Origin of the sequence: Azospirillum sp., from assembly GCF_035628975.1 — a bacterium.
GTDB lineage: Bacteria > Pseudomonadota > Alphaproteobacteria > Azospirillales > Azospirillaceae > Azospirillum.
Genome location: NZ_DASPIS010000006.1, coordinates 148,186 through 165,330, shown reverse-complemented (window position 1 = coordinate 165,330; position 17,145 = coordinate 148,186). Strand labels below are relative to the sequence as shown.

General features: G+C 67.5%; 15 protein-coding genes. 6 read left to right on the top strand and 9 right to left on the bottom strand.

The window, feature by feature from the left end; translation table 11 throughout:
* The 3 genes from VD964_RS01870 to VD964_RS01860 all read left to right on the top strand — a co-directional run bounded on the left by VD964_RS01870 (nt 1) and on the right by VD964_RS01860 (nt 3,753).
* On the top strand, nt 1-1,413 hold the full coding sequence (locus tag VD964_RS01870) for a diguanylate cyclase (protein WP_324864949.1): 1,413 nt from the start codon (nt 1-3) through the stop codon (nt 1,411-1,413).
* Between the two features lie 381 nt (nt 1,414-1,794).
* The gene (locus VD964_RS01865; protein ID WP_324864947.1) at nt 1,795-2,772 is read left to right on the top strand and encodes a pyridoxal-phosphate dependent enzyme; all 978 of its coding nucleotides are present in this window, start codon (nt 1,795-1,797) and stop codon (nt 2,770-2,772) included.
* A gap of 324 nt (nt 2,773-3,096) precedes the next feature.
* A complete protein-coding gene (locus VD964_RS01860; RefSeq protein ID WP_324864945.1) occupies nt 3,097-3,753 on the top strand; it encodes a YitT family protein in 657 nt (218 codons plus the stop codon).
* Between the two features lie 15 nt (nt 3,754-3,768).
* Here VD964_RS01860 and VD964_RS01855 read toward each other — a convergent pair whose 3' ends face one another.
* From VD964_RS01855 to VD964_RS01840, 4 genes are all read right to left on the bottom strand, one after another.
* Nucleotides 3,769-4,491 carry a fused DSP-PTPase phosphatase/NAD kinase-like protein gene (locus VD964_RS01855; RefSeq protein WP_324864942.1) on the bottom strand — a complete coding sequence of 241 codons (723 nt, stop codon included), beginning with the start codon at nt 4,489-4,491 and terminating at the stop codon, nt 3,769-3,771.
* 165 nt (nt 4,492-4,656) lie between these two features.
* Entirely contained in the window at nt 4,657-5,688 is a 1,032-nt protein-coding gene (locus VD964_RS01850) for a hypothetical protein (RefSeq protein WP_324864940.1), read from the bottom strand.
* 5 nt (nt 5,689-5,693) lie between these two features.
* Complete coding sequence (locus VD964_RS01845) at nt 5,694-6,737, bottom strand: hypothetical protein (protein WP_324864938.1); 1,044 nt, start codon at nt 6,735-6,737, stop codon at nt 5,694-5,696.
* 109 nt (nt 6,738-6,846) lie between these two features.
* On the bottom strand, nt 6,847-8,373 hold the full coding sequence (locus VD964_RS01840) for a bifunctional UDP-sugar hydrolase/5'-nucleotidase (RefSeq protein ID WP_324864936.1): 1,527 nt from the start codon (nt 8,371-8,373) through the stop codon (nt 6,847-6,849).
* Nucleotides 8,374-8,559: 186 nt separating this feature from the next.
* Between VD964_RS01840 and VD964_RS01835 the strand changes: the two genes are divergently transcribed.
* Nucleotides 8,560-9,258 carry a type 1 glutamine amidotransferase gene (locus VD964_RS01835; protein ID WP_324864934.1) on the top strand — a complete coding sequence of 233 codons (699 nt, stop codon included), beginning with the start codon at nt 8,560-8,562 and terminating at the stop codon, nt 9,256-9,258.
* Here the strand turns inward: VD964_RS01835 and VD964_RS01830 are convergent.
* A complete protein-coding gene (locus tag VD964_RS01830; protein WP_324864932.1) occupies nt 9,224-10,882 on the bottom strand; it encodes a molybdopterin-binding/glycosyltransferase family 2 protein in 1,659 nt (552 codons plus the stop codon). The two genes, VD964_RS01835 and VD964_RS01830, sit on opposite strands and share 35 nt — an antisense overlap.
* Nucleotides 10,883-11,001: 119 nt before the next feature.
* Complete coding sequence (locus VD964_RS01825) at nt 11,002-11,976, bottom strand: choline ABC transporter substrate-binding protein (RefSeq protein WP_324864930.1); 975 nt, start codon at nt 11,974-11,976, stop codon at nt 11,002-11,004.
* Nucleotides 11,977-12,128: 152 nt separating this feature from the next.
* Between VD964_RS01825 and betI the strand changes: the two genes are divergently transcribed.
* On the top strand, nt 12,129-12,704 hold the full coding sequence (gene betI / locus VD964_RS01820; RefSeq protein ID WP_324864928.1) for a transcriptional regulator BetI: 576 nt from the start codon (nt 12,129-12,131) through the stop codon (nt 12,702-12,704).
* Between the two features lie 2 nt (nt 12,705-12,706).
* Here betI and VD964_RS01815 read toward each other — a convergent pair whose 3' ends face one another.
* The 3 genes from VD964_RS01815 to VD964_RS01805 form a co-directional block, all read right to left on the bottom strand.
* A complete protein-coding gene (locus VD964_RS01815) occupies nt 12,707-13,606 on the bottom strand; it encodes a proline/glycine betaine ABC transporter permease (protein ID WP_324864926.1) in 900 nt (299 codons plus the stop codon).
* Complete coding sequence (locus VD964_RS01810) at nt 13,599-14,789, bottom strand: glycine betaine/L-proline ABC transporter ATP-binding protein (RefSeq protein ID WP_324864924.1); 1,191 nt, start codon at nt 14,787-14,789, stop codon at nt 13,599-13,601. Before VD964_RS01810 ends, VD964_RS01815 begins: the two co-directional genes overlap by 8 nt.
* Nucleotides 14,790-15,046: 257 nt before the next feature.
* Nucleotides 15,047-15,250: a hypothetical protein gene (locus VD964_RS01805; protein WP_149225871.1), complete on the bottom strand. Its 204-nt coding sequence runs from the start codon at nt 15,248-15,250 to the stop codon at nt 15,047-15,049.
* Between the two features lie 462 nt (nt 15,251-15,712).
* Here VD964_RS01805 and VD964_RS01800 point away from each other — a divergent pair, with 462 nt between their 5' ends.
* Nucleotides 15,713-17,077 (top strand): globin-coupled sensor protein, encoded by a 1,365-nt coding sequence (locus tag VD964_RS01800; protein WP_324864921.1) that lies wholly within the window; start codon nt 15,713-15,715, stop codon nt 17,075-17,077.
* The last annotated feature ends 68 nt before the right edge of the window (nt 17,078-17,145 follow it).

The window sequence follows — 17,145 nt, the reverse complement described above, 5'->3', positions numbered from 1 at the left end:
ATGTCTCCCGACGACCTGCTGTTCGGCGACGAACAGGCGGAGACGTCGTCGGAGCAGCGGTCGGTCGGCGCGGCCCCCTGGCCTGTCCTGGTGGTCGACGATGACGAGCAGGTGCACGCGATGACCCGCGTCCTGCTGAACGACTTTGAGTTCGAAGGCCGCCGCTTCGCCATCGTCAGCGCCTTTTCGGCAGCGGAGGCACGGGCGATCCTGGCCGAGCGGACGGATTTGCCGGTGGTTCTGCTGGACGTGGTGATGGAGACCCATGACGCCGGGCTGCGGCTGGTCCATCACATCCGCCGTGACCTGGGCAACCGCCACATCCGCATCATCCTGCGCACCGGCCAACCCGGTCAGGCGCCGGAGCGCGAGGTAATCGTCGCCTACGATATCAACGACTACAAGAGCAAGGCCGAGCTGACCGCGCAGAAGCTGTTCACCAGCCTCATCGGCGCGGTGCGCGGCTGGCGCGACCTCGTCACCATCGAGACCCTGAACCACTCCCTGGAACGCCGGGTCGCCGAGCGCACGGCGGAACTGGAACGGCAGACCGCGCTGGCCGACGAGCAGCGCCGCTTCATCGAAAATCTGGTGGAGATGATGCCGAGCCCGGTCTGGTACCGGGACGCCGCCGGCCGCAGCACCCTGTGCAACCGCGCTTTCCGCGATCTTTTCCCGGATGCGGACGACGGGATCGAATGGACCATCGACAGGCAGGGGCGGACGGGTACCGGCACGGAGGCCTATTCCTTCGAGACCAGCGTGGTCGGGCCGGATGGAGCCCCACGCGAATTGCTGGTGGTGAAGCGCCCGCTGACCGGGGCGGACGGTACGGCCGCTGGCTTGATCGGCATCGCAACCGACATCACCGAACGCCGGCGGATGGAGCATGAACTGCACCGTCTGGCCACCACCGACCCGCTGTCCGGCGCCCACAACCGCCGTCATATCCTGGACCTGCTGGACCGGCTGCTGGCCGGGCAAGGCGGTGCCGAATCCAGGACCGTTGCCGGGCCTGCCTGCCTCGTCATGCTCGACATCGACCATTTCAAGCGAATCAACGACGGGCTGGGCCATGCCGCCGGCGATGCCGCCATCCGCAGCGTGGTGGAGGAGATTCGCCGCCATCTTCGCGCAACCGACCAGATCGGCCGCATCGGCGGCGAGGAATTCGCGATCCTGCTGGCGGATACCGGCCGGACCGATGGTGCGGCGATCGCGGAACGGCTGCGCAGTGGTCTGGCGGCGCTGGCGATCCCGTTGCCGGATGGCCGACGGTTTCAGTTGACCGGCAGTTTCGGCCTGACGGAAGTCCATCCGCTGGCGGATACGGTGGAAAGCGTGCTGGGCCGTGCCGACCATGCGCTTTACCGTGCCAAGGCGCTGGGGCGCAACCGGGTCGAGTTGAACTGATGCCGTCAGAGCGTCCTGCGACATTTTGCTCGATGACGGCTTGACCGGCGCCGCGACAGCGGGTATTCAGATCTTATGAACACCACCGCCACCATGCGAATGCGAATTACCGGCCCGGCGCTCTGAGAGCGTCGGAGAGTTGCCGTGTTCGTGTTCACTGGTCGTGTGGAGTGTGTGGCGTGTCGCTGCACCCTGTGGTCTCCGGAACCCTCAATCCGGTTCATGACAAGTCCAACCGTCTAACCGCTGTCGCGGCGTCGCAGGTCGACGTCCGTCTCGGCGAGCGAATGTGTGGCTCGGCGCGAATTACTCACCCGGTCCGCTGAGGCGGTCCGGGTCAAGCCCGTCCTACCCAAAATTCGTTCGTCGAGGAATATCGCGATGCTCACCGCGCATGCCGATGCCGCGCGCACTCTGTCTGTCTGCACGCCCGTCCACGCAGCTGCTTTTGCCGCCGAGCTGCCGGCCTGGCTGCCGCTGTCGGCGGTGACCGACGCGGCCCGGCGGCTGTCCGGCCAGATCGTCCGGACGCCCCTGCTCCATGCATCGGCCCTGGGCCGGGATCTGTGGCTGAAGGCGGAGGTCTTCCAGGCCACCGGTGCCTTCAAGGAGCGTGGCGCGCTGAACCGCCTGCTGCGGCTGACGGCGCCGGAGCGGGCCGGCGGCGTGGTGGCGATGTCGGCCGGCAACCACGCGCAGGGCGTGGCTTTGCATGCCGCGCGGCTGGGGGTGAAGGCCACCATCGTGATGCCGGAGACGGCGCCCCGCTGCAAGGTGGAGCGGACCGCCGCCCTCGGGGCCGAGGTGGTGCTGCACGGCGCCACGGTGGGCGAGGCCAAGGGCAAGGCGCTGGAACTGGCGGCCGACCGGCGGCTGACCTTCCTCCACCCCTATGACGATCCCGACGTGATCGCCGGCCAGGGAACCGTCGGGCTGGAGATCCTCGCCGACCGCCCGGATGTGGACACGGTGGTGGTTCCCGTCGGCGGTGGCGGGCTGCTGGCCGGTGTCGCCGCAGCGGTGAAGGCGCAGCGCCCGCGCGTGCGGGTCATCGGCGTAAGGCTGGCCCGGCGCGGCGGTCCGACGCTGGCCGACGGCATCAACGTCCACGCGCTGGGCAAACTGCCCCAGGCCATCGTCGACACGCTGGTCGACCGGGTGGTCGAAGTGGAGGAGGCGGAGATCGCCGCGGCGATGCGCGCCCTGCACGGCTCCTTCGGCGTGGTGGCCGAGGGAGCGGGCGCCGCCGGAGTCGCCGCGGTGCTGAGCGGCCGGCTGGGACGAACCGGACGGACGGTGGCAGTGCTGAGTGGCCGAAACATCGACGGCGATACGCTGGCTCGGACATTGGCGGCGTGATTTCCGTCCGTTCATCTTCAATTTCTACGGTCATTTGCCCCCTCCCCCTCCCTCCCCCGCCCTCGGTCGGCCGAAGGCCGATCCGATCGCGGGAGAGGGGGCAGGAGCCTTGCGGGAATGAAGCGGCAGTTCCCTCTCCCGCGTTAGCGGGGGAGGGTTAGGGAGGGGGCAAACAAGCCGGAACCAAAGGACCACCTGCTCGCCCATCCCCCCGCAAATCGCATAGCTCCCCCGTCACCGAAGTGAAGTATGGATAGGTCAGCAGAAATGACCTATATTGGCTGTCGCGTGTAAACACACAGGCGACGCCGAAGGGTGATTGGCATGACGAACAATTCCACCCCGACTATTTCGTCATCCCCTGCATCGGTCATTTACGAGCGGCCAAAGGCGGCGCACAGCGTCTTTGACAATTTGCAGGGACAACTGTTCGGCGTCGTGATGACGTCGTTCGGCATTGCCATTCTGCACGCCGCCGGGCTGGTCACCGGACAGGCGGCAGGGTTGAGCTTCGTGATTTCCTATGCGACGGGCGTCGACTTTGGAATTCTGTTCTTCCTCGTCAACCTGCCCTTCTACTTCCTGGCGCTGGCCCGCATTGGCGTCGGCTTCACGGTCAAGTCGCTGATCGCCGTCACCGGCATCTCGGTCCTCTCCAGCCTGCTGCCGTCGATGATGAGCTTCAGCGCCATCAACCCCTATGTCGCGGCGGTGCTGGCGGGCTTCTGCGTCGGAATCGGGGTGATCGGGCTGTTCCGCCACGGCGCCAGCGGCGGCGGTGTCGGCATCCTCGCCTATTACCTGCAGGAGAAGACCGGCTTCCGCGCCGGCTGGCTGCAGTCGCTGTTCGATCTGGCGGTCTTCTCCGCCGCGGCCTTCGTTCTGGAGTGGCCGGCGCTGCTCGCCTCGATCCTAGGGGCTGCGGTGCTGAACGCCTTCGTCGCCTTCAACCACCGCGCCGACTGGTATGTCGCCCGATAGACGGAGCGGGCCGCCCTATTCGCGGCCCAGCACCCGGTCGACCACGGCATCGGCCCATTCGCGCGAGCGGAAGCTCGCCTTGGCTTCGACCGGATCATAGACGCGCTCGACCCAATCCCAGAACTCGATCGGGCGCTTCTGGTTGTAGGCGGCATACAGGTCGAAGAAGTAGTCGAGGATGCCCGTCTTCGCTTGCTTGAAGTGGCCGTACCGCCAGGACAGCTGCTTCATCGCTTCGTCGAGCGGCTTGCCTTCATGGGCGAACAGGTACAGCGTCGACATGAAACCGGCGCGGTCGGCGCCCGACTTGCAGTGCATCAGCGCCGGATAGGTCATGGTCTTGAACAGCTCGCGCGCCTTCAGAAGGGTTTCCTTCTTGGGCATGTCGCGGGAGTTCACCGGGAAATCGACCAGTTCCAGGCCATAGGCGCGGCAGGCCTCCGCCTCCAGGATGTAGGAGGCGCAGTCGCGCGAGCCGCGCAGGTTCAGGATCGACTTGATCCCGTTGTGCGCCGCCGCGGCGATGTGCGAGGGCGACGGCTGGCTCGCCCGGTACATGTTGGGCGAGATGCGGTAGGTGTTCGAATAGATCAGTCGGAAGCAGGCGTGGTCGATGAACACGCTTTCCAGATGGCCGAGCGCACGCTGCCACGGCGTCGCCATGCGGCTGCGGCTGCGCTTGATCGCGTCGGCCAGCGCGGTGGTGGTGACCGCCCGCAGATAGCTTTTCTTCGCCAACTTAGACCTTTCGACTCTGACGGAACGCCAACATAGGCATGGTCGCCGTTCCGTCAAGCACTGACGATGCTGCTGAATCCCCCTCTCCCCCCCGGGGAGAGGGCCGGGGTGAGGGGGATGCATCGCGTGCCTCCCCCGAAAATCCTGCCGCGCGTCCCCCTCACCCTAACCCTCTCCCCGGGGGGGAGAGGGGATAAGAGAGGCATTCTTCCCCTGAAGCCGCACATACATGCCGTATTGCGCCGCCAAGGTCAGCACGATTTCCATGTACAGGTTGATCAGGCCGTTGGCGTAGAAGGCCGGGCAGCCGGTGTAGTGGCGTTCCCCCGCCATCGCGGTCGGCTCGATCAGGTCGGTGTTCAGGACGATCAGGTCCTTGTCCGGATCATAGAGGAAGGCCGACTGGTCGGGGCGCAGCGGGTGGATGGCCTGATGGTCGTCTGCCTCGATCTTTCCCGCCGCCATGAACTGGCACAGCATGCCAAGGCTGCCCATGGCGAGCGGCAGCACCTGCTTCAGGCTGCGGCGGGCGAGGTCGTCATAGGCGGCGGCTTCCAGCCCCGGACGCAGCAGCGGGGCGGCTTCCACCAGATTCCAGCAGACATGCAGGGCAGTGTGGCTGCCGGTCTTTGTGATCGACAGAATGTCGTAGCCGGACGGCCCGTGCAGGACCGATTTCTGCAGTTCGCGCCCCAGGACGTAGCTGGCGGCGGCCATCTCGGTGATGGTTCCTTCCGTCCGGCAGCGGTCCTCCTCGACCATCACCTTGATTGTCCAATCGTTGATGATGGCGTCCAGCAGGTGGCAGACCGAATCGCGCAGGAAACCGACCATACGATCCGGATCGGCGGCATCGATGCCGGCGGGATCGGCGAAATCCAATCCATGCGGCGATTCCGGCGGGGTCGACAGCACCAGATGGCCGGACTCGTCCAGCGGCATGCGGGCGATGATGTGCTCCCGCAGATCGACATAGAGCAAGCCCAGCAGGGTGTTGATGGCGACCTTCTCGAAATCCTCCTTGCGGGTGTCGGCATGGGCCGGGCAGTGGCCGGCCAGCGTCAACAGTTCCTCGCTGAGGAGATAGTTCGGGTCTTCCGCGATGCGGTGCAGGATCGGCGCGAGATTGATCCGGGTCATCCCGGCCTCCTCATGCGCGGATGCGTAGGTGAGCGCGAAGTCGTTGGTCCGGGCCATCGGGCTCAGCCCTCCTGCAGGCGGTCGTAGACGGAATATTCCAGGGCCAGCCCGGCCACGATGTCCAGATACAGCTTGATCAGGTTCGTGGTGTAGAAGGCCGGGCAGCCGGTGTAGTAACGCTCGCCCGGCTTGGCGAAGGTGACGATGGGATCGGCGTTCAGCCGGATCAGCCCGTTGCCGTCCAGCACGAAGGCGGTCTGGTCCTTGGGCAGCCGGTGAACCGCCAGCCCGTCAGCCGGCTCGATCCCGCTTTCCTCCATGTAATGGACCAGCATGCCGAGGCTGGCCATCGACAGCGGCACGATCTGCTTCAGGCTGCGGCGGACGAGGTCGTCGTAGAAGGCGGCGTCACGGCCGGGCATCAGCAGCGGGGCCGCCTCCACCAGCGCCCAGCAGATGTGGATCGCGGTGTGGCTGCCGGTCTTGGTGATCGACAGCATGTCGTAGCCGGCGCGCTGGTAGAGCGGCGAATGCTCCAGCAGATTGCGCAGGACGAAGGTCGCCGCCGCCTCCAGCGAGATGGCGCCGGACCCCTGGGAGCGGAAATACTCCTCCTCATGCACCAGATCGACGGCCCAGCCGGTGATCAGCCCGTCCAGCAGGTGGCAGGTGGCATCGCGCAGGACGGAGCAGAGGACATCCGGCGCCGCCGCGGCCATGGCGACGCGGTCGGCCGGGTCCAGCCCATGCGGGGAGCGCGGCGGGATCGGCAGCATCGGCCGCCCATCCGCGTCGAAGGGCAGCTTTTCGGCGATGTGGTCGCGCAGCCTGTTGAACAGCAGCGCCAGCAGGCTGTTGACGGCCACCTTGTCCGCATCGTCCTGCGGGATCGGCGGCGCTCCCCCTGCCTCCCCCTCGGCCTTGCCGGCATGGAACGGGCACTGGCCGCCGCCCTGCCGGAATTCCTCGCTGAACAGGAAGTTCGGATCCGCCTGGATGCGCTGCAGGATATGGGCGATCGACACCCGGCCCAGACCGGCCTCGCTATGGGCGGTGTTGAAGGTCTGGGCGAAGTCGTTGGAACGGCTGGGCAGGGTATCGGACATGCGGCGGCTTCCGGCGCGGATATAGGGCGGACGGGCTACCCTAAAGGGAAATGCCGCACCCGCGCAACGGAGTGTCGCATCGCAGCCCGATAATGTCCCGGCTGCTGCGTTATTTTGCCACGATCCGCCCTTCCACCGCGGACGTGACCATTTTCTTGGATTCCACGTGGTTCATCACGATGGTCGCCAGCAACACCGCCCCCGATGCGTCGACGATCACTTTGGACCGTGGGAAGGCGGCATAGCCGTCACCACCCTTCAGCATGTAATCGTTGGTCGCGACGCGATAGGTCGCCTGCGGGTCGATCGGCTTGCCTGCCACCGTCACTTCGGTCACCCGGCGGCCGGCCGGGGCCTTGGGGTCATACGTCATGCTCAGGCCCGACACCTGCGGGAAACGGCCGGCCTTCTCCTCCACCTTGCCGACGCCGTGCTCCAGGGTGGAGATCAGGTCCTGCCCGGACATCTCCACCAGAACCCCGACATTGCCGAAAGGAAGTTCGGCGAAGATGTCCTTGCGGGTCAGCTTGGCCCCCGCGGGATGCAGCACATCGGCACGGATACCGCCACCGTTGGTGATCGCGACATCGGCCTTCAGCGTCTCGCGCAGGGCGTCGGCGATCAGGTTGCCCATGCTGGCCTCACGGCTGCGCACGACATCCTTGCGGCTATCCAGTTCGGTCGTGGTGGTGCCGATCACCGCGGCGAGGTCGCCGTCGAGCCGCTTGGTATAGCCCTCCACGACCTGCTCCACCTCCGGATCCGGGGCGACGCCGGCGGTGGTGACGAAGCGCCATTCGGTCGGCACGGTGGTGGTCGCCGGCCCCTTCCCGGCGTCCCTGGTCTCCACGGCCAGCTTGACGACGCCGAGATACTGGGCGTCGTGCCCGGCCTTCAGGATCAGGGTCGAGCCCTCATAGAAGCTGATCGGGTCATGGTCGTGGCCGCCCAGGATCAGGTCGATGCCCTTCACCCGGGAGGCCAGCTGGCGGTCCTCCTCGAACGTGAGATGGGTCAGCGCCACCACGACTGCGGCGCCTTTGGCGCGCAACTCCTTCACCGCCGCCGCGGCGGTGTCCAGCACAGGCGGGAAGTCGAGGCTGGGACCGGCGCTCGACAGGCGGGCGGTGTCGGGGGTGATCAGGCCGATGAAGCCGACGGTGATGCCGTCGACGGTCCTCGTCCAACTCGGCACCGTGTTCGCGAAGGCGGAGCCGTCGGCGGACCGCACATTGGTGCCGATCCAGGGGAACTTCGATTCGGCCATCCGCCGCTTCAACGCGTCGGGACCGAAGTCGAATTCGTGGTTGCCGAAGGTCACCGCATCGACGCCGATGGCGTTGAACAGGGTGATCATCTGCTCGCCCTGTGTCGTGCCAGACAGCAGCGACGGCGACAGGAAATCCCCGCCCACGGTGGTGAAGGCGTCGGGGGCCGAGGCGCGTTCGCGCTTCAGCAGCGTCGCCAGCGGCCCGAACCCGCCCTGCCCCTTCACCGGCGCGATCTCGTACACGTCGTTGATGTGCAGGAAGGTCAGCGAGCCGTTCTGCGCCCACGCGGGGAAAGAGGCGGGGAGGGCCAAGCCGAGGATGGCGGCGACCAGCGGAGCGGCGAGCAGGCGGGGGCGGAAAGGCATGGGACGGACCTCCGGCGCGGAGCGGAATGGACGGGTGACAGGCACTCTAGACCAGCAGCCAAGCGCCGCGCATAGCGGCTTTGCGGGGCGGAGCATGGGATCTGGAGCGCCTGCGGCTTGAACTCCGCCCGCGACGGTCTCACAACTTGATGACACCCGTGCCAACGACGCGAGCCGAGCAGACCCATGCGCATCCTGGTCGTTCAGAACAGCCGCACCGCTCCCATCGGTCTGGTGGGCGAGGCGCTGACCGACAACGGCGCCACCCTCCACACCATTGCCGCCAACGAGGGGGAGGCGATTCCCGAAAAGGACGGCTATGCCGGCCTCGTGGTGCTGGGCGGTCCGCAGGACGCCTGGGACGACGAGAAAGGCCCGCATTTCGGCCGGGTGATGGAGGCGATCCGCGATTTCACCGACGCCGACCGGCCGGTGATGGGCATCTGCCTGGGGGCGCAGTTGGCCGCCCGGGCCTATGGCGCCAAGGTCTATCGCCACACCATGCCGGAACTGGGCATCCACCGGGTCAGCCTGACCGACGGGGCGCAGGATGATCCGCTGCTGGGCGGCTTCGGTCCGGAGCTGAACCTCGCCCAGTGGCATTACGACACCTTCGAGTTTCCCGAGGGCGCGGAGCCGCTGGCCACCAGCGAGGCGTGCGACCGGCAGGCTTTCCGGCTCGGTCGCGCCACCTATGCCTTCCAGTTCCATCCGGAAGCGACCGGCGACATTCTACGTGGCTGGGCCTCCCGCATCCGGGAGGAAGCGCGGGAGAGCAATGCCGGAATGCTGCACGGGCTGGAGGACGCAATCGCCACCCACATGCCGGTGGCGGAGCAGTTCACCCGCGCTATGACCCGGCGCTGGCTGGATCTGGCGCGCTGATTACACCGCTGCCGGCGGTCTCGGTGAAGCGGGCCAGCAGGTCGGGGGTGTCGACGTCGTAGAGGATGCCGGCGTCGTCCACCGGCACCTCGCACAGCCGGTCGGCATGCTGGCCGATCAGCCGCTTCGCCCCGGCATCGCCGGTCAGCGCCGCCATCTCGGTGAAGAAGGCGCGGTCCCACAGCACGGGGTTGCCCTGCTTGCCATGGGTGGTCGGCACGCAGATGGCGCGGCCTTCCAGCGGGCTGTAGGCGGCGATCAGCCGGTCGATCACGGCGGACGCCACCCGAGGCATGTCGCCCAGGCACACCACCACCGCGTCCGACTCACTCGGCACCGCCGCCAGCCCGGCGCGGAGCGAACTGCTCAGCCCTTCGGCGAAGGCCGGGTTGTGGACGAAGGTCACCGGGCGGTCGGACAGCACCCGCGCCACGCTTTCGCCCTGATGGCCGGTGACGACGATGACGTTGGCAGCTTGCGAGGCCAGCGCGGCATCCACCGCGCGGGCGACCAGCGGGGCGCCGTTCACCTCCGCCAGCAGCTTGTTGGTCGGTCCCATGCGGCTGGAGCGGCCGGCCGCGAGCACCAGGGCGGTGACCCGCGGCGCCCGCGGCGCCTCCGCCGCCACGCCGGCCCGCGGCAGGGGGCGCGTCGGAATCTCCGCCAGCAGCCCGCCGACACCCATCCGCATCACCTCCGCCCTGCCCGGCGGTACGCCCGCAGCGATGCGCTGCAGCACCCAGTCGAAGCCGTTCAGCTTGGGCGAGCGCGCGCAGCCCGGCAGACCCAGCACCGGCTTGCCCCCGCGCCGGCCAAGCAGCAGCAGGTTGCCGGGGTCCACCGGCATGCCGAAATGCTCGACCACGCCGCCCGCCCGCTCGATGGCCGCGGGCAGCACGTCGCGCCGGTCGGTGATGGCGGAGGCACCGGCGATCAGCAGCAGGTCCGCAGGCGGCATCGCAGCGATCAGGTCCGCCAGCGCACCCTCGTCATGGGCGCAGCGCGCCTCCTGGATCAGCGTGCCGCCGAGGGCCTCGACCCGCTCCCGCGTCACCGCCACGGTCTTGTCGAGAACGCTGTCCTTCACCCCCGGCAGCCGGGTCTGGATCAGCCCCACCGACAGTGGACGGTAGGGGAGGACGGCCAGTGGCGGCGCATCATTGGCCGCCAGACGCTCCGCCTGCTCCACTGCGGCGACGGGGGCGGCGAAGGGGATGATCTTGACGGTCGCCAGCATCTGGCCCGGCTCGACCGCGGCATGATCCGGCAGGGTGGCGATGGTGACGCTCTCGTCGATCGCGTTGATCGCGTCGATGCGTGCCGGGTCGAGGCGGAGCAGCCCGCGTGCCTCGGCGAACAGGTTGACGCGGCCGGTGAAGGCGGCGGCGACCTGCACGCCACTACCCGCCACTGCGGCGGCGATGCGGGTGGCGGCGGCGTCCTCCCCGATGTCGGCATCCGACAGCTTGGCGGCGATCACCTCGCCGACACTCGCCTCCCGCAGGGCCGCGACATCCGCAGCCGATAGCCGCCGGCCCTTCTTGAAGACCAGCGCCCCCAGGCGGAGCGAATGGGCGAGGATTGCGCCCTCTGCGTCGGACAGGGGAAGCGGGCCGAAAAACATGGGGGCTCCGGGGCGGGCACGAAGGAACGCCATTCGATATGGCGACCGCACCACGGCCTAGCAATGGCCGGGTTGCCGCCTTGGGCCGGCGCGACTGCCGTCCGGAGCCCTCCGTCAGGTCACGACTTCGCGGCCACGCCCAGCTTGGCCTGCACGGCCGCCAGACCGTCCTTGCCGTCGATGGTGGTGACGCCGTTCAGCCAGCCCTTCAGCACGTCGGGGTTCTTCTTCAGCCAGGCCTTGGCGGCGGCATCCGGCTTCTTGTTGCCGTTCATGATCTCGTCCATCACCGCGTTTTCCATGTCCAGGGTGAAGGACAGATTGGACAGCAGCTTGCCGACATTCGGGCATTCGGCGGCGTAGCCCTTGCGGACGTTGGTGGCGACGGTGGCGCCGCCCAGGTTGGGGCCGAACCAGTCGTCGCCGCCCTCCAGATAGGTCATCTCGAAGCTCTTGTTCATGGGATGCGGCTCCCAGCCCAGGAACACGACCCAGCCCTTGCTGCGGGAGGCCCGCTTCACCTCTGCCAGCATGCCGGCCTCGCTGGACTCCACCAGCTTGAAGTCCTTCAAGCCGAAGGCGTCGGCCTTAAGCATCTTGTCGATGATCAGGTTGCCGTCGTTGCCGGCCTCGATGCCGTAGATCTTGCCGCCCAGCTTGTCCTTGAACTTCGCGATGTCGGCGAAGGTCTTCAGCCCGGCCTCCGCGGCGTATTTCGGGACGGCGAGCGTGTATTTGGCGCCTTCCAGGTTGACGCGCGTCACCTCGACCGAGCCGTCCTCCAGCACCGGCTTCAGGAACGGCTCCATCGTCGGCATCCAGTTGCCGAGGAAGACGTCGAGCGACTTGGTCTTCAGCCCGGTATAGACCAGCGGCACCGACGACATGGTGGTGGTCGGCTTGTAGCCCAGCGCGTCCAACGTGACGGAGGCGAGCGCTGTCGTCGCCGCGATGTCGGTCCAGCCGACGTCGCCGAAGCGCACCGCCTTGCAGGACGCCGGATCGGCGGCCAGCGCCCCGCCGGCACCCAGCGCCACCGCCGCCGCGACGCCGACGCCCGCGATCCCCTTGGCCACAGCCATCCATCCGCTCATGTCCTCAACTCCTCTTTCCTGTGGTTCCGGTTCATCTGGTCTGCCGTTTTCGTCATCGACGAAGCGGCGAAAATGGCGCATTTGTTGCGATGCAAGCCAAGGTCCCGGTTGCGGCCGGCCGTGGCGGAGATGGACAGGAGACCGCTCACCCCATGCCCAAAGTCGGAATGGAACCGATCCGCCGCCGTCAGTTGATCGACGCGACCATCACCTCGATGGGCGAGCATGGACTGGTCGACACCACGGTCCAGACCATCAGCCGCGGGGCCGGCGTGTCGCCCGGAATCATCCATCACTATTTCGGCGGCAAGGACGAGCTGCTGGCCGCCACCATGCGCAGCATGCTGCAACAGCTGCGCGACGATGCGACTCAGCGGCTGGCGACCGCCGATTCTCCGCGTGCGAGGTTGGAGGCGATCGTCGACTGCAACTTCGCCCCCGACCAGTTCGAGCCGCGGGTGGTCGCCGCATGGCTCGGCTTCTGGGCGCAGGCGCCGCACAACCCGGCGCTGGCGCGGCTGCAACGGATCAACGCCCGCCGCCTGCATTCCAACCTGCTGCACGCCCTGCGTCCCCTGCTTCCAGCCGAGCGGGCGGAGCGTGTGGCGGTCGGGCTGGCGGCGATGATCGACGGGCTGTGGCTGCGCTTCGCCCTGACCGGAGCCATGGACGGCAGCGCCGCGCGCGCCGTGGCGCTGGGCTACCTCGATTCCGAACTGAACGCCTGACCTCACCGCCGCCACCAGCGCCGCTTCCCCGACCTGGAGGCGGCGGGCCGGCCGAAACTCTGTGTGATGCGGTCGAGCACGACGGCGAGCAGCACCACGCTGAGCCCGCTCTGCACGCCGAGCCCGATGTCGAGGCGCTGGATGCCCTGCAGCACCACGTTGCCCAGACCGCCGGCGCCGATCATCGAGGCGACCACGATCATCGACAGCGCCATCATCATGGTCTGGTTCACCCCGGCCATGATCGAAGGCAGGGCATTGGGCAACTGCACCTTGAACAGAAGCTGGTGGCTGCGGCAGCCGAAGGCGCGACCGGCCTCCACCAGTTCCTCCGGCACCTGCCGGATGCCGAGCGCGGTCAACCGCACCGCCGGCGGCATGGCGAACACCACCGTGGCGATGATGCCCGGCACCCGTCCCAGCCCGAAGAACATCACCGCCGGGATCAGATAGACGAAGGCCGGCATGGTCTGCATCAGGTCGAGCAGGGTCTTGCCCACCCCGTCGGCGACCTTGCTGCGCGCCATCCAGATGCCGAGCGGCACCCCGCCGATCAGGCTGAGCGCGGTGGAGGCGAGCACGAGGCCGAGGGTCGAGATCGTCGGCTCCCACAGGCCCATCACGAAAATGCCGCCGAACGCCAGCAGCGTGAACAGGGCGAAGCCGCGCCCGACCCGCCACAGGGCGATCGCGGCCAGCACCAGCGCCAGCAGCCAGGGCGGCACGCCAAGCAGCAGTTCGTCCAGCACGCCGCCCAGCCCGTCGACCACCCCGGCGATGGCGTTCAGCGCCGGCTGGCCATGGTCGAGGATCGATTCCACCAGCCATTCGGAGCCGCGGGCGATACCGCCGCCGATGGTCTCGCTCAACCACTCCACGTCGATGAACGCCGCCTCAGCCATGGCGCACCTCGCGGCCCGCGCCCTCGCCCCGGTCCAGCGCCGCCAGCAGTGCCGCGCGGGAGATCACGCCGACGAAGCGTCCGTCGGCCTCCACCACCGGCAGCGGGCAGGGCGCCGCGGCGGCCCGGCCCAGCAGCGAGTGCAGCGGCGTATCCGCCGCCACCGGTTCCAGCCCGAACAACGCCGATGTGCCGTCGCCGGCCAGCACGCCGCGGAAATGGCCGGCGGCATCGGTGCGGTAGCGGAAACGCGCCCCCTCCCCCTCTCCCGCGGCGTCTCCCGGCGTCGGTGGGCGGGCGAGGTCGCGGGCGCGCAGAACGCGGGAGGAATCGACGCCGCGGAAGAAGGCACGGACATAATCATCGGCCGGCGCGCGCAGGATCTCTGCGGGCGTGCCGATCTGGGCGATCCGTCCGTCCTCCATCACTGCGATGCGGTCGGCGATCCGCATCGCCTCCTCCGCATCGTGGGAGATGAAGACGATCGTGCGGGCGTCCTCGCGCTGGAGGCGAAGAAGCTCGTCCTGCATGTCGGTGCGGATCAGCGGGTCGAGCGCCGAAAACGCCTCGTCCATCAGCATGATCGTCGGATTCTTGGCAAGCGCGCGGGCAAGCCCGACCCGCTGCTGCATGCCGCCCGACAACTCATGCGGATAGCGGTCGGCATAGGCGCCCAGCCCCACCCGTTCCAGCGCCGCCATGGCCGCCATGCGCCGCAGTCCGCGCGGAACCCCGGCGACCTCCAGCCCGAAGGCGGCATTCTCCAGGGCGGTGCGGTTGGGCAGCAGGGCGAAGGACTGGAAGACCATGCTCATGTCCCGCCGCAGCACCTCGACCAGATCGCCGTGCGACAACCGGGTCAGGTCGCGGCCGTCCAGCCGGATCTCCCCCTCCGACGGTTCGATCAGCCGGTTCAGCAGGCGGACGATGGTCGATTTGCCCGACCCGGACAGGCCCATGATGACGAAGATCTCGCCGGCGCGAATGTCGAAGCTGGCCTCCGCCACGCCGACATTGACGTTCAACGTCCGCAACACCTCCGCCTTCGTCGCGCCGCGGCGCAGCATCTCCAGCGCCGGGCGCGGATCGTCGGCGAAGACCTTGCGCAGGCCGCGAACCGTCAGGCGCACCTCTGCCGTTCCCGTCGAAGACGGGCCGGTGGGCGTGGGCAGGTTCATGGACATGGCAAGACTTCCGGAACGCAACAGAACGGGATGATGGCAATCGGGCCGTAGATTGCCCCGAGACGAGGGGCGCGGTCGATAGCCGCGTTCACGGAATCTGCATTTTGATGACGTCGTTGCCCATTTCGCCGCACATGACCACGCGTTTTATTTTGATTGATCGTTCAATGAAAAATACTGGCACGACATTGAGCTGCGGACCATGCCCTCCCCTTTTCAACCGGAAAGGGCATGGCCGGGCGAAAGCGGCCCCCGGATCAGCCGGGTTTGCCGGACTTGGTTTCCGGGCGCATCTTCACCGGATTGGTGGGGTTGTGGGCGCCTTCGGCATCCTGTTGGACGTTGTATTTGCTGTGGCTGCCGCCCTTGGGCTTGTCGCTGTTGCGGTCGGTGGGCGGCCCCTGCTCGCCATGCGGCTGGCTGGTGTCGCCGCCGGTGCGGCGGGTGGTCTCGTCGGCCATTGCATCCTCCTTGCAGGCGATGACTGACCGCTCAACCAGTCCTGGCGCCGATCGTTCCTGGAAAGCGACCCCCGGTTCGAACGCTTTTGGAGCCCTACGGCAAAAGCATGGCCGCGCCGCGATAACGCGAGGAGCCCAAGGAATTTCCTTTTTCCGCCTGTGGACATCGGATGCTTCTGTTTCACTTTTGTTAAGTATGTCTCCGACGAACGACCGACCGGCCGTTTGGATCAGTAAGTAAAATATACAGGATCGAACGTTTTAGATTTTCGATTTCCTACCGACGAAATATTTATCTAAAAGATTACACTTCATTCATGTGCCATGTTCGTGCTTAATTATCACACGCCATACTGCGATATGCAGCGATTGTTGGCCGCAACAATCCATCCGGGCAGCGGGCCAGTGGCCGGCGGCAGCGGCAGCCGCACCAAGGGTTTCGGAATAGAGGGTCGTCCGATCATGAGTGTCGCGCTGTCCAACGGGCATGCAAAGCGCCTTGCCGCCTTCGCCATCACCGAGGATGATCTTGCCATTCTTCGGGCTAACCGGGATTTCGCCGAGCGCAGGCTTCCCGGGCTCCTCGAACAGTGGCACCGCCATTTCGACGCATGGCCGGAGATCCAGTCCGCGCTGAAGCTGCCGGAGGTGCATGCCGCCCGTGTCGACCATTGGTCCCGCGCCGCTTCCGGACGGCTCGACGAGGGCTTCGGCGAGTCCGCCCGGCGGCTGGCCTCGCTGTTCTACAGCAACGGCGTTCCCGCTTATGCGGTGTCGATCTGCCATTACATCGTCAGCACGAACATCGCCCGCGAACTGGGCCTGACCGGTGGCGGCGACGACGGCGTGATGGCCGGCCTGTTCGGTGCCGGTGCCCGCCGCACCCGTGCCGCCCAGTTGGAGGCGCTGACCAAGATCGCCTGGTTCGACATGGAACTGCTGCTGGAGACCTACAAGGCCGCCGAAGAGGACAGCAAGCGCGCCACGCTCGACCGGCTGGCCGGCGACTTCGAAGGCAGCGTCAAGAGCATCGTGGAGGGCACGGTCGCCGCGTCCGACCAGATGCAGGCGCATGCCCGGCGCATGTCGGAGATCGCGACCGCCACCAGCCGCCGCTCCACCGATGTCGCGTCGGAGACGGAGATCGCCTCCTCCAGCATGCAGACGGTGGCATCCGCGACGGAGCAGCTCTCCGCCTCCATCTCCGACATCAGCCGCCACGTCAACGAATCGTCCCGCATCTCGTCCTCCGCCGTCGACGAGGCGGAACGCACAAAGGGGACCGTCAGCGGTCTGGTCGAAGCGGCGCGGCGCATCGGCGACGTGGTCAACCTGATCAACAGCATCGCCAGCCAGACCAATCTGCTGGCCCTGAACGCCACCATCGAGGCCGCCCGTGCGGGGGAGGCCGGCAAGGGCTTCGCCGTCGTCGCCAACGAGGTGAAGCATCTGGCCAATCAGACGGCCAAGGCGACGGAGGACATCTCCACCCAGATCGCCGGCATGCAGAGTGCGGCCGGCAATGCCGCCGAGGCGATCCATGCGGTAGGCCGCACCATCACCCAGATCAACGAGATCGTCACGACCGTCGCCGCCACGGTCGAGGAACAGACCGCCGCCACCCAGGAGATCACCCGCAACGTGCAGGAGGTGGCCGTCGGCGCCCGCCGCATCACCGGGTCCATCGGGCAGGTGACGCAATCCTCGGCCGAAACCGGCGGCATCGCGCAGGAGGTGCTGTCGGCAGCCGGCCTGCTGCACCGTCAGGCGGACGACCTGAACCGCGGTGTCGGCGACTTCCTCAGCCGCATCCGCTCTGCCGGCTGATCCTCTCCGGCCGCACCGGCCCCGGCTGCATGGCTGCCGCGCCCGCCCTGCCGCTGGACGGAAAGGTC

What these genes read in the sequence shown, in the direction of transcription:
- VD964_RS01865 (WP_324864947.1), top strand. Translation starts at nt 1,795, where the DNA reads ATGCTCACCGCGCATGCCGATGCCGCGCGCACTCTGTCTGTCTGCACG.
- VD964_RS01810 (WP_324864924.1), bottom strand. Translation starts at nt 14,789, where the DNA reads ATGTCCATGAACCTGCCCACGCCCACCGGCCCGTCTTCGACGGGAACG.
- VD964_RS01845 (WP_324864938.1), bottom strand. Translation starts at nt 6,737, where the DNA reads ATGTCCGATACCCTGCCCAGCCGTTCCAACGACTTCGCCCAGACCTTC.
- VD964_RS01830 (WP_324864932.1), bottom strand. Translation starts at nt 10,882, where the DNA reads ATGTTTTTCGGCCCGCTTCCCCTGTCCGACGCAGAGGGCGCAATCCTC.
- VD964_RS01815 (WP_324864926.1), bottom strand. Translation starts at nt 13,606, where the DNA reads ATGGCTGAGGCGGCGTTCATCGACGTGGAGTGGTTGAGCGAGACCATC.
- VD964_RS01835 (WP_324864934.1), top strand. Translation starts at nt 8,560, where the DNA reads ATGCGCATCCTGGTCGTTCAGAACAGCCGCACCGCTCCCATCGGTCTG.
- VD964_RS01870 (WP_324864949.1), top strand. Translation starts at nt 1, where the DNA reads ATGTCTCCCGACGACCTGCTGTTCGGCGACGAACAGGCGGAGACGTCG.
- VD964_RS01840 (WP_324864936.1), bottom strand. Translation starts at nt 8,373, where the DNA reads ATGCCTTTCCGCCCCCGCCTGCTCGCCGCTCCGCTGGTCGCCGCCATC.
- VD964_RS01800 (WP_324864921.1), top strand. Translation starts at nt 15,713, where the DNA reads ATGAGTGTCGCGCTGTCCAACGGGCATGCAAAGCGCCTTGCCGCCTTC.
- VD964_RS01850 (WP_324864940.1), bottom strand. Translation starts at nt 5,688, where the DNA reads ATGGCCCGGACCAACGACTTCGCGCTCACCTACGCATCCGCGCATGAG.
- VD964_RS01805 (WP_149225871.1), bottom strand. Translation starts at nt 15,250, where the DNA reads ATGGCCGACGAGACCACCCGCCGCACCGGCGGCGACACCAGCCAGCCG.
- VD964_RS01860 (WP_324864945.1), top strand. Translation starts at nt 3,097, where the DNA reads ATGACGAACAATTCCACCCCGACTATTTCGTCATCCCCTGCATCGGTC.
- VD964_RS01825 (WP_324864930.1), bottom strand. Translation starts at nt 11,976, where the DNA reads ATGAGCGGATGGATGGCTGTGGCCAAGGGGATCGCGGGCGTCGGCGTC.
- betI (WP_324864928.1), top strand. Translation starts at nt 12,129, where the DNA reads ATGCCCAAAGTCGGAATGGAACCGATCCGCCGCCGTCAGTTGATCGAC.